This is a genomic window from Epibacterium ulvae (assembly GCF_018678075.1).
Lineage (GTDB): Bacteria > Pseudomonadota > Alphaproteobacteria > Rhodobacterales > Rhodobacteraceae > Epibacterium > Epibacterium ulvae_A.
Genome location: NZ_JAHHIR010000025.1, coordinates 1 through 14,440, shown reverse-complemented (window position 1 = coordinate 14,440; position 14,440 = coordinate 1). Strand labels below are relative to the sequence as shown.

The following is a 14,440-nucleotide window of genomic DNA, read 5'->3' as shown; positions in this document are numbered from 1 at the left end:
GGCATATCTTAGATGACATGAAACACATTGCACTCGCACTCGCATTTGTTGCCTGCAGCCCCGCGGCTTGGGCAGCAGAGAAGCTCAGCCTGGATGATATTTCGGGCTATCTGAACACGTTGAAAACGGCTGCGGCCAGTTTCACCCAGGTCAACGACGACGGCAGCCTGTCGACCGGCAAGCTGTATCTGCATCGCCCTGGCCGGATGCGGTTTGAATACTCAGGCCCGGATGCCCCGATTGTGGTCGCCAGCGCGGGCGCGGTGATGATCCAGGACCCAAAGTCGAACCAACCGCCCGAGACCTATCCGCTGCGCCGCACGCCCTTGTCGGTGATCCTTGCGCGAACCGTGGATTTGAGCCGGGCCAATATGGTTGTTGGACATAGTTTCGATGGCACCGCGACGGTTGTACGTGCCCAGGACCCGGAACATCCCGAATATGGCAGCATCGATCTGATGTTTACGGGCGAGCCGGTGCAGCTGCGCAAATGGGTGATCAATGATGATGCGGGCGGGCAGACCACTGTCGTGCTTGGTGCGTTGGAAACCGGAGTAAAGCTGAGCTCGAAGCTTTTTAACGTTGAACGCGGCTCCGATCGTTAAGCCCAAACCTGCTGATCTAAAAAGCCCGCCTGATGCATTCGGCGGGCTTTTTTGTTGCGATGTCGTTACCGAAAGCGTCGGCAGGCGGCCAGCTGCGCTTGGTAGTCGCGTGATCGTGCCTCTACGTTACCGGCAACCCGTACCAGCCAGGCTTTGCTGCGATAAGACCCACGCGCGTAACCGGTGTGCCCTTCGTGGTAAGCTAGATACTGATTGCGCGCATCCCAGAGCGAGATCCCGTTCTTTTTCTGCGTTTGATTCATGTACCAGCCCATGAAATCGGTGGCGTCCTGAATGCGATCACGGCGCGCGAAACGGCGTCCGGTGGCATCGCGGTAATCATCCCAGGTGCCGTCCAAAGCTTGGCTGTAACCATAGGCACTGGATTGCCGACCCGCCGGGATCACGCCCAGAATATACTGATGCGGCGTGCGTGCCTTGGCTCGAAATTTGCTTTCCTGGTGGATAGTTGCCATCTGAACGTGAACAGGCACACCCCATTTGCGTTCGGTGGCTTTGAATGCTCTCAGATAGTCCGGTTTCTGCGATATGATGCTGCACGCGTTGTCCAAATTGCGCGGCGGCGTGTTTCCGCCGCCACAGGACGCCACAAGCAACACCAAAAATATGGCGCATATCAGTCTGCTCATTTGCCTGTCTTTCGTTGTTTTGCCCTTATTTTACAGGATCTGCGGGCAATAGAAACCACTTTCACAAAGTGGTGGCAGAGCTGTGAACACGCGCCCTGCGCCGCACTGTATTGCAGCGCGTCACAAACTGTTTCCCCGATTCAATGTGGCAAAAGTTGGACAAAATCTTAATTTTTAAGATAGAACGGATGTACAAAAGGCAGAGAGCAATGTTGAGTACACACGCAAAATATAAGCTGGGTCAGGTCGTCCGACACCGCAAGCACCCGTTTCGGGGCGTGGTTTTTGATGTAGATCCGCAGTTTTCCAATACTGAAGAATGGTATCAGGCTATCCCGGAAGGTAGCCGCCCCTCCAAAGAACAACCTTTCTACCATCTGCTCGCTGAAAACGATCAGAGCTTTTACGTCGCCTATGTATCCGAGCAGAATTTGGTTGCCGACTATTCCGGTGACCCGATTGAACATCCGGATGTGCCAGACATGTTTGGCAACTTTGATGGCGCGGCCTATGCACTGCATTATCAAATGAACTGAACCACCTATGATGGCCGGGACAAGCAAGGGGGCAGAAGGCCCCCTTTTGTTCGCGAGTTAATAGCCGATTGCACAGCCATCTTTACGCGGATCGCTGGCCCCTTCTAAAACGCCACTTTGATGAATACGGATCGCTTGCGAGCCGCCCAATGGCGTGTCGGGCACCTCAACCCTGTGTCCAAGATCGCTGAGCTCCTGCAAAACATCGACGCTGTATCCTCGTTCGATTTTTAACACGCCCCCGTCCGAAAAGGCGCGCGGGGCCTCCATCGCGGCCTGGGGGTCCATCCCGAAATCCGTCAGGTTCGACACAAAGCGCGCGTGCCCCGTTGGCTGATAGGCACCGCCCATCACCCCAAACGGCATCGCAACCTTGCCGTTTTTGCACAACATGCCGGGGATGATCGTATGCATCGGGCGTTTACCCCCAGCCAGCTCATTTGGATGACCGGCGATCAGGTTGAACCCTGCGCCGCGGTTCTGCAGCAGAATGCCGAACTTCTCGGACGCGATGCCAGAACCAAAACCGTGGTAAATCGAATAGATCAGCGACACTGCCATCCGGTCGCGATCCACCACCGTGATATAGACCGTGTCTTTGTGAACCGCCTCGCTCAACGGAGCAGGGGCGGTGATGGCGGATTTCGTGTCGATCAAAGCGGCCAATTGCCGCGCGGTCTCGGGCGACAGAATATGATCCAGGCGACTGGTATGATCGGGATCCGCGATAAATCGATTGCGGGCGTCATAGGCCAGTTTCGTTGCTTCGGCCTCAATATGAATGCGCTGCGCCCCCCAGGGATCCATTCCGGCCAAATCAAAGTGTTTGAGAATATTCAGCAACAAAATCGCCGTCGCGCCCTGACCATTGGGCGGATGCTCCACGATATCCATGTCATTGTAGGTGCCGCTCACCGGAGTTGTGGCTGTTGCCTTAGCTTCGGCAAAATCATGGGCGCTGTGGACGCCGCCCAGAGCATTCAATGCGGCCAGCATGTCATCGGCCACTTCGCCCGTGTAAAATGCGTCACGCCCGTCGCGGGCAATGCGACGCAAGACTTCGGCCTGACCCGATGCGCGAAAGATCTGTCCAACCTTGGGAGTGTGGCCATCAAACAGGTAGGCCTGACTGGCGGCGCCTTGCAGCTTGGCCGCGTCTTTGGCCCAGTCAAAGGCGACACGCGGAGCGACCGGTACGCCAGTTTCCGCATAGTGGATGGCAGGCGCCAGAACCGAGCCAAGGTCCATGCGCCCTTCTGTGCTGTTGAGGTGGTAAAACGCGTCGATTGCCCCCGGGACCGTGACGGCCTCAGCGCTGTAAACCGGCACCTGCGTCATGCCTTGCGCACGTAGGTCGGCGGCATTTGCAGCGACCGGCGCACGACCAGAGCCGTTTAAGGCGCGGATCTGATCCTCACCCGCGCGATTATAAAGGACAAAACAATCACCACCGATGCCCGTCATCTGAGGTTCGCAAATACCAAGGAGAACCGCGCCGGCAATCGCCGCGTCCATCGCATTGCCACCCTGTTTCAGAATGTCGACAGCGGCCTGTGCGGCAAGCGGATGGGACGTGGCACAGATGCCATTTTGCGCCCAAACGGCCGATCGTTGTGGTTGGTGAAAATCGCGCATGCCTCAGTCTCCCTGTCTGGCTCGCCTACATGACAATCCAACGTGGTCTACTGTCGACAGTGACGCAAGGTCAGTGAACATGGGAAATGTTCACGTCTGGGTTTGTGCCAATCGGTTTCGCAAATCTATTTGCAAAACGAAGGGCAACAGGCGTGTTTGTGCGAAATCCCGGGTGGTTAAGCCGATCTCATCTGGATTTCAAAGCTGAGCTGAAGGTTGTTTTCCCCTTCGCTGCGTTCATACTGGATGTCGCTTGTCAGCTCACGGATCAAGAACCAGCCAAACCCACCTTCGGGCAGATCTTCCATAGGACCTTCCAACGACTGGGCTTCTCCGGCAGGTAATTGCTCGTTGGGAATCGGAGCGCCCGCATCCCGGATCAGGATCGAGAGCTTTTCTTCTTCCAGCTGGCAGCGAATGTTGACGTCGCCGGGAGCATTGCCTGCGTAAGCATGCTCCACAACGTTATTGACGGCTTCGGCCAAGGCTATTTGAACCTCGCCGATGCGAGTTTCTGGAATCCCACGATCACGCAGCTGGTCCACGACCGAGTTGATGCCAGTGCGTGCCTCCAACTCAGTTGCCGCGAACGAGCAGGCAAAGGATTCTTCCATTGATGATACTCTTTGAGACAAAACTATACGCCGAACTTATGTTTCTGCTGCAACGCCGCCTGTGGCTTCTTCGAGCGTGGCATACAGATTGAACACTGTATCCATGCGAGTCAGTCTGAAGACTTTATCCACAACAGGTGTTAATCCTGCCAAATCCAGCTTGCGCGCACCGCCGAGTTGTTTCATCGCCGCAACAATCGCGCCGAGCCCGCTGGAATCAATGAATTTCACTTCGGAAAGATCAAGGACCACGCGGTCTGGCCCGTTGTCAGTCTGGCTGCGCATATCTTCTTTGAATTGAATCGCCATGGCGGCGTCGATACGCTCAGCATTGACAGATACTACCTGAGTGCCGTCAATTATTGTACTGGTCAGAGTCATAGTGTTTCCCGGTAGAAGCAGTCTTTGGAGATAATCTATCCGCTAAACCTTTCGATCAGGTAAGAGTTTCATGTAAAATTGGAGGAGTTTGAATGGGATATGTATATATATGCGGCGCCAGGCGCACACCTATGGGAGGATTTCAGGGCATTTTCACGGATGTGACGGCTCAGGAACTTGGTGGTGTTGCGATCAATGGCGCATTGCAGGACGCCAAGATCGAAAGCGTCGATGAAGTGCTGATGGGCTGTGTGTTGTCTGCGGGCCTTGGCCAGGCGCCGGCGCGCCAAGCGGCTTTCAACGGTGGATTGGGAGAGGAGGTCCCAGCGACAACGTTGAACAAGATGTGTGGTTCCGGCATGAAGACGACCATGATGGCCTTTGACCAGATCGCGCTGGGACATGCGGACACATTGGTCGCAGGCGGCATGGAGAGTATGACAAATGCGCCGTATCTTTTGCCGAATATGCGTGGCGGTGCGCGTATCGGGCACGGACAAACCCAAGATCACATGTTTCTGGATGGGCTCGAAGACGCCTATGACAAGGGGCGCTTGATGGGGACCTTTGCCGAGGATTGCGCCGAGAAATACCAATTCACCCGCGAGGCCCAGGATGAATATGCGCTGCAATCCCTGTCAAACGCATTGCGGGCCCAGGCAGAAGGCGCTTTTGTCGACGAGGTTTCACCGTTGACCGTCACGTCGCGCAAAGGTGAGGCGGTGTTTGACACGGACGAACAGCCACAAAACGCCCGGCCAGAGAAGATCCCGACCCTACGCCCGGCCTTCCGCAAGGAGGGCACCGTGACTGCGGCAAATGCCTCTTCGATATCAGATGGGGCTGCGGCCTTGGTGCTTGCGTCCGAGGAGGCCGCCAACGCCCGTGACCTACCCGTGCGTGCGCGCATCATGGGCCATGCCAGCCATGCACAAGCCCCCGGATGGTTTACCACCGCCCCGGTTCCCGCCGCGCAAAAACTGCTCAAACAGATAGGCTGGTCCGTAGACGATGTGGATCTGTGGGAAGTGAACGAAGCCTTTGCCGTGGTGCCCATGGCCTTCATGCATGAGATGGGCATTGCCCGTGAAAAGATCAATGTAAACGGAGGAGCCTGCGCTTTGGGGCATCCCATCGGCGCCTCTGGGGCACGTATAATTGTCACGCTTTTGAATGCTTTGGAAAAACGCGGACTGAACCGTGGAATCGCGGCGATCTGCATCGGTGGCGGTGAAGGCACAGCGATCGCTATTGAACGCAGCTAACCGCAAGTCGCGCTGAAATTCTATGCAAACACCAAGCGCGCTCCGCGGAGCGCGCTTTTTTGTGAGCCGCTGTCGTGAAAAAATGGTTGCTAATTTCACGCAACTCAGGAATCAGTGAAAAACAGATCAATAATTTCACGAGAGCCTGCGGTGAACGACCTGACACAAACCAAAGAGACATTGGGCGCCGACCTGCGTGCGTTGCGCAAAGCCCGTGGCCTGACCCTTACAGATCTGTCAGAACGGCTGGGGCGTTCGGTGGGATGGCTAAGCCAGGTTGAACGCGACATGTCAGAACCCACCATCTCTGACCTGCGCCAGATCGCCAGCTGCCTTGATGTTCCGATGTCGATGCTCTTTTCCCATTCCGCCTCCCCGGTTGAGGAGCAGGGTTATATCGTGCGTGCGGGTGCGCGTCGCCCTATGGGTGCCGGTGAAGAAGGTCTGGTCGAAGAGCTTTTGTCGCCCGATCTCACCGATGACTTTGAAATGGTGCATTCAACCTTTGCGGCCCATTCGCGGATGCAGGTTCCAGCCCATCGTCCGACACAGGAAGTCGGCTACATGATCTCTGGCCGTCTGGAGCTGCAAATCGGTGACCGCCAGTTCTCGGTCGGGCCCGGTGACAGTTTCCGCATCCGCCATGAACCCTATCAATGGTCCAACCCCTATGACGAAGTTGCCGTGGCCATCTGGGTCATTGCACCTCCGGTCTATTGAGCGCGTGAAAGGGACATCATCATGATCACTGGAAGCTGCCTGTGTGGACAGATCACCTTTGCAACCGAGGCAGAACCGGCATCCGCCAGCATGTGTCACTGCGCCCAATGCAGCAAACAGTCCGGTGGCGTTTGGGCGTCTGCGCAGGTGCACCAGGACGCGTTGACCATCACCGGTCCGGTCAGCTGGTTCGAGGCTTCGGCGATGGCAAAACGGGGCTTTTGTGCAACCTGCGGATCGTCCCTGTTTTGGCAAGCGCATGACGAAAATCAGATCAGCTTTGCGCTGGGGGCCGTGAACACGCCTACCGGTATCACACTGGAAAAACACATCTTTACGGCAGAAAAGAGCGATTACTACACCATCGCCGACAGTCTGCCGCAAAAACCTTAAACCTCCACTCCTTCAACTGGAATGCAGACCATGTCCAATTTTCCGACAACCGCACGCGTTGTAATCATCGGCGGCGGCGCCATTGGCGTTTCAACGCTCTTTCATCTGGCCAAGGCTGGCTGGACCGACTGTGTCCTGCTGGAAAAGAACGAGCTGACCGCTGGTTCGACCTGGCACGCGGCTGGTAACTGCCCGAACTTCTCGGCATCCTGGGCGGTGATGAACATGCAGCGGTACTCGCTGGAAATGTATCGCACGCTGGCCGACGACGTTGACTATCCGATGAACTATCACGTCACCGGTGCGCTACGTCTGGGCCATACCAAGGAGCGCATGCAGGAGTTCGAGCGCGTAGCGTCGATGGCGCGGTATCAGGGTCTGGAAATGGACATGCTGACCCCGAAAGAGGCGCTGGATTACTATCCGTTTATGGAAACCCAGGATCTGGCGGGTGTTCTATGGGATCCACTGGACGGCGACATTGACCCAGCCCAGTTGACCCAAGCGATGGCCAAAGGCGCGCGTGATCTTGGAGCCAATATCCAACGGTTCTGCCCAGCCACTGGCGTCAGCCGCGATGGCGACGAATGGATTGTCCATACGGACAAAGGCGACATCAAATGTGAGTTCGTGGTGAACTGCGCAGGCTACTATGCCAAACGTGTGGGCGAGTGGTTCAAACCCTTTGGCGGACGCGATGTGCCGCTGACTGTGATGTCGCACCAGTATTTCCTGACCGAAGAAATCCCCGAGATCGAAGTCTGGACCAAGGAGAACGGTAAGAAACTGCCGATGATCCGCGACGTCGACAGCTCGTATTACCTGCGTCAGGACAAACATGGTCTGAACCTCGGCCCTTATGAGCGCAACTGTAAAGCCCATTGGGTCACCGAGCAGGACCCGATGCCCGAGGATTTCTCCTTCCAGCTTTATCCGGACGATCTGGACCGTTTGGAGTGGTATATTGAGGATGCAATGGGCCGTGTGCCGCTTTTGGGCACCTCTGGTGTGGGGCGCGTGATCAACGGGCCGATCCCCTATGCACCCGATGGTCTGCCGTTGATGGGCCCGATGCCGGGTGTGAAAAACGCCTTTGAAGCGCACAGCTTCACCTTTGGCATCGTACAGGCCGGTGGCGCGGGCAAGGTCATGGCCGAGTGGATCACCGAAGGTGAGACCGAGTGGGACATGTGGGCGGTCGACGCACGCCGTTACACCGAACACGCCGATTTCGACTTTACCATGAAGAAAGCGATGGAGACCTATGGCCACGAATACGCCATGCATTTCCCGCACCATGAATGGCCCGCTGCCCGCAACAAGAAACTGTCGCCCAACCATGACCGTTTGATCGCCGATGGCGGCCAGATGGGCGCCTATAACGGGTGGGAGCGCGCCAATTGGTTTGCCAAGGACGGCGACGACACGTCTGAGGCCGCAACCGAAAGCTGGAACCGCAACGGCCCCTGGGCCAAACGCGTTCAGGAAGAATGCGAAGCGGTGCGCGATGCAACAGGCGTTGTCGACATGTGCGGCTTCTCGCGTTTCACACTGTCAGGTGTAGGTGCCGCAGAATGGCTGCGCAGCCAGATCACCGGCGCGTTGCCCAAAATCGGCCGTATGAACCTGGCCTATTTTGCCGACAGCCGTGGCCGGATCGTGACCGAGATGTCGGTGATCCGCAAAGGCGAAGACGACTTCATGCTGATGACCGCCGCCGTGGCGCAATGGCATGATTTTGAACTTCTGTGGCGCAACCTGCCCAAAGGTCTTGAGCTGGCTGATATCTCCGACACGGTATGCACCTTGTTGGTAACAGGCCCCACCGCACGCGATGTCTTGGCACCGCTGACAGAAGGCGATCTGCAATCGGGTTGGCTGACCCATCAGACCGCCACGGTTGCCGGACATCAGGTTATGCTGGCGCGGGTTTCTTTTGTTGGTGAACTGGGCTGGGAAGTCCATTGCCCGGCAGAGGCCGCAGCAGAGGTCTACGCCGCCATCCGTACCCAAGGCGCGACACCGTTTGGCATGTATGCGCTCAACGCGCTGCGTATCGAAAAAGGCTACCGCACCTGGAAAGGCGATCTGTCGACAGATTACTCCATGCTGGAAGCCGGTCTCGACCGCTTTGTCAAATTGGACAAACCGCGGGACTTCCCCGGCAAGGATGCTTTGATCGCTGAGAGTGAAACAGGGTCTAAGAAGGGGTTCGTTACCTTGGTCGTCGACGCAAAAGACGCCGATGCGCCTTACATGTCCTGCATCTACAGCGGTGATGAAATCGTGGGTGAAACGACATCGGGCGATTGGGGATACCGCGTAAACGCCTCCCTCGCGCTGGGCATGGTGCGGGCCGACCTCGCCACACCGGGAACCGAGCTGATGGTTGAGATCTACGGCGAAAAGCTTCGCGCGGTCGTCCAGGACACCACCAGCCTGTGGGATCCTGAAAACGCGCGTCTGCGCGCATAAAACCACGGAGAGCTCGGACATGAGAGAAACGCCAAACACCGAAACCTGGCATTTTGATATCATCCTGTGTGATGGTTTTGTTCTGTCCGAGCTTTCCGCCATTACAGACACGCTGCGGATCTGTAACCGCACCCTGGCGCATAAAGCCTTCTCTTGGTCCTTCCACTCAGATGGGGGTGGGATCCGGCGCAACCCGTGTGGCGTCATGGTCGAAACACAGGACATTGCACAAAAACCGGAGGCGCAATTCCTGTTTGTCTTGGGCAATGCGGATCCTGACGCGCCGGGCTTGTCACTGCGCCCGATGCTCAGCCGTTACTTCTATGCGGGGACGCGCACCTATCTGCTGGCCGAGGCCGCCGCGCGGTTCATTCAGGAAGATGGCTCAGCCGGGCATATGACCACCCATTGGGAAAACTCGACCCTGCTGCGCGAACGGCACGGGTATTTTGAGGCCGGCACGCAATTTGTCTGCGACGCAGGCCAAGTTGTCACCTGCGCCGGGCTGGAAGCCACCGTGGATGTGGTTCTTGCCCTCATCGGCAAGCTGATTTCGTCGGCCGCGCAGACAACAGTGGCCAATATTCTGTTGCATGACACGGTGCGCGATCCGGGCACCCTGCAACCGGTCAACGGCGGTGCCATCGCCCATACCGGGGACCGTGATCTGGATCATTGTATTCGCCTGATGCAGGAAAACATCGAAGAACCACTGCCGATTTCGACCCTGGTGGATGATCTGGGCATCTCTCCCCGGTCGCTGGAGCGCCGTTTTAAAACCCGGCTTGGCGTGACACCTAACACATTTTATCGCAAGATCCGGATGCACCGGGCCAACAACCTGCTTCTGAACACCACAATGTGCGTGCGCGATGTGGGTCTGGCCTGCGGGTTCCCAAACGGATTTTCGACCCTCTACAAAAGCTTTTTTGGGGTGACCCCTGCGGCGCTGCGCAAGGCGCGACGACTGGAAACAGCTGCCGAATAGACCCTGTTTTTGTCGGTTTTGAAACGTCCCATCTGACGCAAATCAGGCATTCAATAAAAAACGACTATTGGAGTTATGGACATGGTGGATCTTCCAAACAAGGCCCGTGTGGTCATTATCGGCGGTGGTGTGATTGGCTGTTCTGTGGCCTATCACCTGACCAAAAAGGGTTGGAAGGACGTGGTCCTTCTGGAACGCAAACAGCTGACCAGCGGCACCACTTGGCATGCAGCCGGATTGATCGCACAGCTGCGCGCGACCGCGAATATGACCAAACTGGCGAAATACAGTCAGGAACTTTATGGCGCGCTCGAGGAAGAGACTGGCGTGGCCACCGGCTTCAAACGTGTCGGCTCGATCACGGTCGCCCTGACTGAGGAACGCAAGGAAGAGATCTATCGCCAGGCCGCCATGGCGCGCGCCTTTGGGGTCGAGGTGGAAGAGATCTCCAACGAACGCGTGCAGGAGCTTTATCCGCATGTGAACCTCGAAGGGGTCAAAGGCGCGGTTTACCTGCCACTGGACGGGCAGGGCGATCCCGCCAATATCGCGCTGGCGCTGGCCAAAGGGGCCCGTCAAGGCGGCGCGATTGTCAAAGAACGCGTGCAAGTCGCCGACATTGTCAAGCAGGGTCGCAAGGTCACCGGTGTGGATTGGGTTGCGGATGATGGCTCTGCGTCCGGACATATCGAATGCGATATGGTGGTGAACTGCGCGGGCATGTGGGGCCATGAGGTCGGTCGGATGGCGGGCACCAATGTGCCGCTTCATGCCTGCGAACACTTCTATATCGTGACCGAAAACATTGATGGAATGACTCAACTGCCGGTGTTGCGGGTGCCGGATGAGTTTGCCTACTACAAAGAAGATGCGGGCAAAATCCTGCTCGGCGCGTTTGAGCCGGACGCCAAACCTTGGGCGATGGATGGCATCCCCGAGACCTTTGAATTCGACCAGCTGCAAGAAGACTTTGACCACTTTGAGCCCATCCTGGAACGTGCAGTCGAACGTGTGCCGTTGCTGGCCGAAGCGGGCATCCATACCTTCTTTAACGGACCCGAATCTTTTACTCCCGATGACGCCTATCATCTGGGCCTCGCGCCCGAGATGGACAACGTCTGGGTCGCGGCGGGCTTTAACTCGATCGGGATCCAATCCGCAGGTGGCGCCGGGATGGCGCTGGCCGAATGGATGGACACCGGCGAGAAACCCTTTGATCTGGGCGATGTGGACATTTCCCGCATGCAGCCGTTCCAAGGGAACAAGAAATACCTCTTTGAACGCTCCAAAGAGACGCTGGGCCTGCTTTATGCCGACCACTTCCCCTATCGACAAAAAGCAACCGCACGTGGGGTGCGCCGCACGCCGTTCCATCACCATCTCAAGGAACAGGGCGCAGTCTTTGGCGAACTTGCTGGCTGGGAACGCGCCAACTGGTTTGCCAACGACGGGCAGGAGCGGGAATACCAATACAGCTGGAAGCGTCAGAACTGGTTCGAAAACTCTGCCGCCGAACACCGCGCAGTGCGTGAAAACGTCGGCATGTACGATATGTCGTCGTTTGGTAAAATCCGTGTCGAAGGCCCCGATGCGCAGGCGTTTATGAACTATGTCGGCGGCGGCGATTACAACGTCCCCGTGGGCAAGATCGTCTATACCCAGTTCCTGAACCGCACCGGCGGGATCGAAGCGGATGTGACTGTCACCCGCCTGTCCGAACTGGCCTATCTGGTGGTCACACCTGCCGCGACCCGACTGGCGGATCAGACCTGGATGGCACGTCACAAGGGCGACTTCAACGTGGTGATCACGGATGTGACCGCCGGTGAAGGTGTTCTAGCGATCATGGGCCCCAATGCGCGCAAACTGCTGCAAGCGGCGTCACCTGCGGATTTCTCGAACGAGGCCAACCCCTTTGCCACCGCCCAAGAGATCGAGATCGGCATGGGCCTCGCCCGCGCGCATCGCGTCACCTATGTGGGTGAACTGGGGTGGGAGATCTACATGTCCTCGGATATGGCCGGTCATGTCTTTGAAACCCTGCATGAGGCCGGACAGGACATGGGGCTGAAACTGTGTGGCATGCATATGATGGACAGCTGCCGGATTGAGAAAGGCTATCGTCACTTTGGCCATGACATCACCTGCGAGGATCACGTGGTCGACGCGGGCCTGGGTTTCGCGGTCAAGGTCGACAAAGGATGCGATTTCATCGGACGTGATGCCGTGATCGCGCGCAAGGAAATGGGGCCAAAAAACCGTCTGTTGCAGTTCAAACTGACGGACGCGGAACCGCTGTTGTTCCACAATGAACCAATCCTGCGTGATGGGGTGAACGTGGGCTATCTGTCGTCCGGCAACTATGGTCACACGCTGGGGGCCGCTGTGGGTCTGGGCTACGTACCCTGCGAAGGCGAAAAAGCCGCCGATGTCCTCGCCTCCACCTATGAGATCGACGTCTGCGGCACCAAAGTGAAAGCCGAAGCCTCGCTCAAGCCGATGTATGATCCCAAATCGGAACGCGTGAAGGTCTGACGCCACCCAATACAAAATACGAGTGCCCGCCATCGTGCGGGCAATTGATCATTTTCCGTGATGCGCCCCTGCACAAACGGTTGTTTTTCACCGCTTGGCTGCTGACCTAGTTTCTCGTTTACAAGGAGCGCGCCATGGTAAAATCAGAAAACCGGGATACTCCGGCAGGGCTGGGGTTTGCCCTAACTGCCTATTTCATGTGGGGATTTCTGCCCCTGTACATGAAACTCGTGGCGCATATTCCACCAGCCGAAGTGGTCGCCCATCGGGTCCTATGGTCGGTTCCACTTGCCGGGCTGTTGTTGATCATTTTGGGCCGCACCAAAGAGCTGATGCAGGCGCTGCGCACGCCCCGTAGCCTGATGATGGGCGCGGTGACGGCGGGGTTGGTCTCAGTAAACTGGGGTATTTACGTCTGGGCTGTTGGAGCGGGTTACGCCATCGACGCAGCCTTGGGATACTACATAAACCCGCTGTTTAGTGTCGCCATGGGGGCGATCTTCCTGGGCGAACGTATGAACAAAGCGCAGATGGCGGCCATTGCGCTGGCGGCTTTGGCGGTTGTGATCCTGACGATCCAGGCGGGATCCTTGCCTTGGGTCGCCATTGGCCTGACCCTATCATGGGGGTTTTACGCCTATTTCAAGAAATCACTCCCCATTGGCCCAAACCAAGGGTTCATGTTGGAAGTGCTGATCCTAACTCCATTCGCGCTCGCCTATCTGACGTATGTCACACTCTATGGCACGGGTCACTTTGCGCTCAGCTGGATGGATAGTTTTCTGTTGATGGGATGCGGCGTGGTGACGGCGGTGCCGTTGACCATCTACGCCAACGGTGCCAAGTTGCTGCGCCTGACTACAATGGGCATCCTGCAGTACATCGCGCCCACGATAATCTTTCTGGTTGCGGTCTTTGTCTTTGGGGAAGAATTCGATAAGGCCCGCCAGATCGCATTCCCACTGATCTGGGCCGCGTTGGTGATCTATTCCGTGTCGCTGCTCCGGCAGATGCGCGCCACTGCTTAAGTCGATTTTGCGCTCCGAACGTCCGCTGAAAAATTGGCGGCGTTCTGACGGTGAAACGCGCTCTCGTCTTGATCCGTATCCCAAAAGTAAGGCCGCGCATGAGGCAGGGTCAGCGCCTTTTGCACGGCGGGCCTCGCATCCATTCGGTCAAACCAGGCCTGTAAATGCTCTAGCCCATCGACTTGCACCTTGGCCCAGGGATAGGCCCGCGCCCAAGGATAGAGCGCCATATCGGCAATGGACATCGCATCGCCTGCCACCCATTCCCGCCCTGCAAGGCGCGTGTCGAGCACCTGCAACAGACGGCGGCTTTCGGTGACAAGGACGAAGCCGCTGGCGCGGCAATGGCGCTTGCTGCGGTTGTTGTGCGCTGACTTTGGCGGTGTGGATTTTGAGATCTAGCGAACTTGTCTGACGATTGAGCCTTCTCAATCAACGGACAGGAGAGTTTCCATGACACATGAGAAGACAACCCCGCTGCGTGAGCGGATGATCGAAGACATGCGCATCCATGAGATGGGCGATAAAGCGCAAAAGGCCCATATCCGGTCGATCAAGGATTTTGCCGGGTTTCTGAAGAGGTCACCGGACACGGCCACGCCTGACGATCTGCGT

General features: G+C 57.1%; 15 protein-coding genes. 10 read left to right on the top strand and 5 right to left on the bottom strand.

Annotation, left to right across the window (positions count from 1 at the left end; genetic code table 11):
• The first annotated feature begins 17 nt into the window (after nt 1-17).
• On the top strand, nt 18-605 hold the full coding sequence (locus KMP13_RS06140) for a LolA family protein (protein WP_215264788.1): 588 nt from the start codon (nt 18-20) through the stop codon (nt 603-605).
• 65 nt (nt 606-670) lie between these two features.
• Here KMP13_RS06140 and KMP13_RS06135 read toward each other — a convergent pair whose 3' ends face one another.
• Entirely contained in the window at nt 671-1,255 is a 585-nt protein-coding gene (locus KMP13_RS06135; RefSeq protein WP_215264786.1) for a lytic transglycosylase, read from the bottom strand.
• 209 nt (nt 1,256-1,464) lie between these two features.
• Here KMP13_RS06135 and hspQ point away from each other — a divergent pair, with 209 nt between their 5' ends.
• Nucleotides 1,465-1,791: a heat shock protein HspQ gene (gene hspQ / locus KMP13_RS06130; protein ID WP_215264785.1), complete on the top strand. Its 327-nt coding sequence runs from the start codon at nt 1,465-1,467 to the stop codon at nt 1,789-1,791.
• Between the two features lie 57 nt (nt 1,792-1,848).
• Here the strand turns inward: hspQ and KMP13_RS06125 are convergent, their stop codons facing one another.
• The 3 genes from KMP13_RS06125 to KMP13_RS06115 form a co-directional block, all read right to left on the bottom strand.
• Complete coding sequence (locus KMP13_RS06125; protein WP_215264784.1) at nt 1,849-3,426, bottom strand: gamma-glutamyltransferase family protein; 1,578 nt, start codon at nt 3,424-3,426, stop codon at nt 1,849-1,851.
• 176 nt (nt 3,427-3,602) lie between these two features.
• Entirely contained in the window at nt 3,603-4,040 is a 438-nt protein-coding gene (locus KMP13_RS06120; RefSeq protein ID WP_215264783.1) for an ATP-binding protein, read from the bottom strand.
• Between the two features lie 36 nt (nt 4,041-4,076).
• Nucleotides 4,077-4,421, bottom strand: coding sequence for an STAS domain-containing protein (locus KMP13_RS06115; RefSeq protein WP_215264782.1), 345 nt, complete (start codon nt 4,419-4,421; stop codon nt 4,077-4,079).
• 92 nt (nt 4,422-4,513) lie between these two features.
• On the opposite strand from KMP13_RS06115, the gene KMP13_RS06110 reads away from it, so the two are divergent.
• The 7 genes from KMP13_RS06110 (at nt 4,514) to rarD (ending at nt 13,825) form a co-directional block, all read left to right on the top strand.
• Nucleotides 4,514-5,686: a thiolase family protein gene (locus KMP13_RS06110; protein ID WP_215264780.1), complete on the top strand. Its 1,173-nt coding sequence runs from the start codon at nt 4,514-4,516 to the stop codon at nt 5,684-5,686.
• A 150-nt stretch (nt 5,687-5,836) separates the two neighbouring features.
• Complete coding sequence (locus tag KMP13_RS06105; protein WP_215264778.1) at nt 5,837-6,406, top strand: helix-turn-helix domain-containing protein; 570 nt, start codon at nt 5,837-5,839, stop codon at nt 6,404-6,406.
• Nucleotides 6,407-6,427: 21 nt separating this feature from the next.
• A complete protein-coding gene (locus KMP13_RS06100) occupies nt 6,428-6,799 on the top strand; it encodes a GFA family protein (protein WP_215264777.1) in 372 nt (123 codons plus the stop codon).
• Between the two features lie 30 nt (nt 6,800-6,829).
• Nucleotides 6,830-9,274: a GcvT family protein gene (locus KMP13_RS06095; protein ID WP_215264775.1), complete on the top strand. Its 2,445-nt coding sequence runs from the start codon at nt 6,830-6,832 to the stop codon at nt 9,272-9,274.
• Between the two features lie 19 nt (nt 9,275-9,293).
• A complete protein-coding gene (locus tag KMP13_RS06090) occupies nt 9,294-10,262 on the top strand; it encodes a GlxA family transcriptional regulator (RefSeq protein ID WP_215264774.1) in 969 nt (322 codons plus the stop codon).
• A gap of 81 nt (nt 10,263-10,343) precedes the next feature.
• On the top strand, nt 10,344-12,797 hold the full coding sequence (locus KMP13_RS06085; RefSeq protein WP_215264773.1) for a GcvT family protein: 2,454 nt from the start codon (nt 10,344-10,346) through the stop codon (nt 12,795-12,797).
• Between the two features lie 134 nt (nt 12,798-12,931).
• Nucleotides 12,932-13,825, top strand: coding sequence for an EamA family transporter RarD (gene rarD, locus KMP13_RS06080; protein ID WP_215264772.1), 894 nt, complete (start codon nt 12,932-12,934; stop codon nt 13,823-13,825).
• On the opposite strand, the gene KMP13_RS06075 is transcribed toward rarD, so the two are convergent.
• The gene (locus KMP13_RS06075) at nt 13,822-14,223 is read right to left on the bottom strand and encodes a glutathione binding-like protein (RefSeq protein WP_215265052.1); all 402 of its coding nucleotides are present in this window, start codon (nt 14,221-14,223) and stop codon (nt 13,822-13,824) included. The two genes, rarD and KMP13_RS06075, sit on opposite strands and share 4 nt — an antisense overlap.
• Nucleotides 14,224-14,278: 55 nt before the next feature.
• Here KMP13_RS06075 and KMP13_RS20410 point away from each other — a divergent pair.
• A partial coding sequence (locus KMP13_RS20410) for a phage integrase N-terminal SAM-like domain-containing protein (protein ID WP_251363710.1) occupies nt 14,279-14,440 on the top strand: 162 nt, incomplete at its 3' end.

Coding starts and splice junctions, on each gene's coding strand:
- KMP13_RS06140 (WP_215264788.1), top strand. CDS start 18: ATGAAACACATTGCACTCGCACTCGCATTTGTTGCCTGCAGCCCCGCG.
- KMP13_RS06135 (WP_215264786.1), bottom strand. CDS start 1,255: ATGAGCAGACTGATATGCGCCATATTTTTGGTGTTGCTTGTGGCGTCC.
- hspQ (WP_215264785.1), top strand. CDS start 1,465: ATGTTGAGTACACACGCAAAATATAAGCTGGGTCAGGTCGTCCGACAC.
- KMP13_RS06125 (WP_215264784.1), bottom strand. CDS start 3,426: ATGCGCGATTTTCACCAACCACAACGATCGGCCGTTTGGGCGCAAAAT.
- KMP13_RS06120 (WP_215264783.1), bottom strand. CDS start 4,040: ATGGAAGAATCCTTTGCCTGCTCGTTCGCGGCAACTGAGTTGGAGGCA.
- KMP13_RS06115 (WP_215264782.1), bottom strand. CDS start 4,421: ATGACTCTGACCAGTACAATAATTGACGGCACTCAGGTAGTATCTGTC.
- KMP13_RS06110 (WP_215264780.1), top strand. CDS start 4,514: ATGGGATATGTATATATATGCGGCGCCAGGCGCACACCTATGGGAGGA.
- KMP13_RS06100 (WP_215264777.1), top strand. CDS start 6,428: ATGATCACTGGAAGCTGCCTGTGTGGACAGATCACCTTTGCAACCGAG.
- KMP13_RS06095 (WP_215264775.1), top strand. CDS start 6,830: ATGTCCAATTTTCCGACAACCGCACGCGTTGTAATCATCGGCGGCGGC.
- KMP13_RS06090 (WP_215264774.1), top strand. CDS start 9,294: ATGAGAGAAACGCCAAACACCGAAACCTGGCATTTTGATATCATCCTG.
- KMP13_RS06085 (WP_215264773.1), top strand. CDS start 10,344: ATGGTGGATCTTCCAAACAAGGCCCGTGTGGTCATTATCGGCGGTGGT.
- rarD (WP_215264772.1), top strand. CDS start 12,932: ATGGTAAAATCAGAAAACCGGGATACTCCGGCAGGGCTGGGGTTTGCC.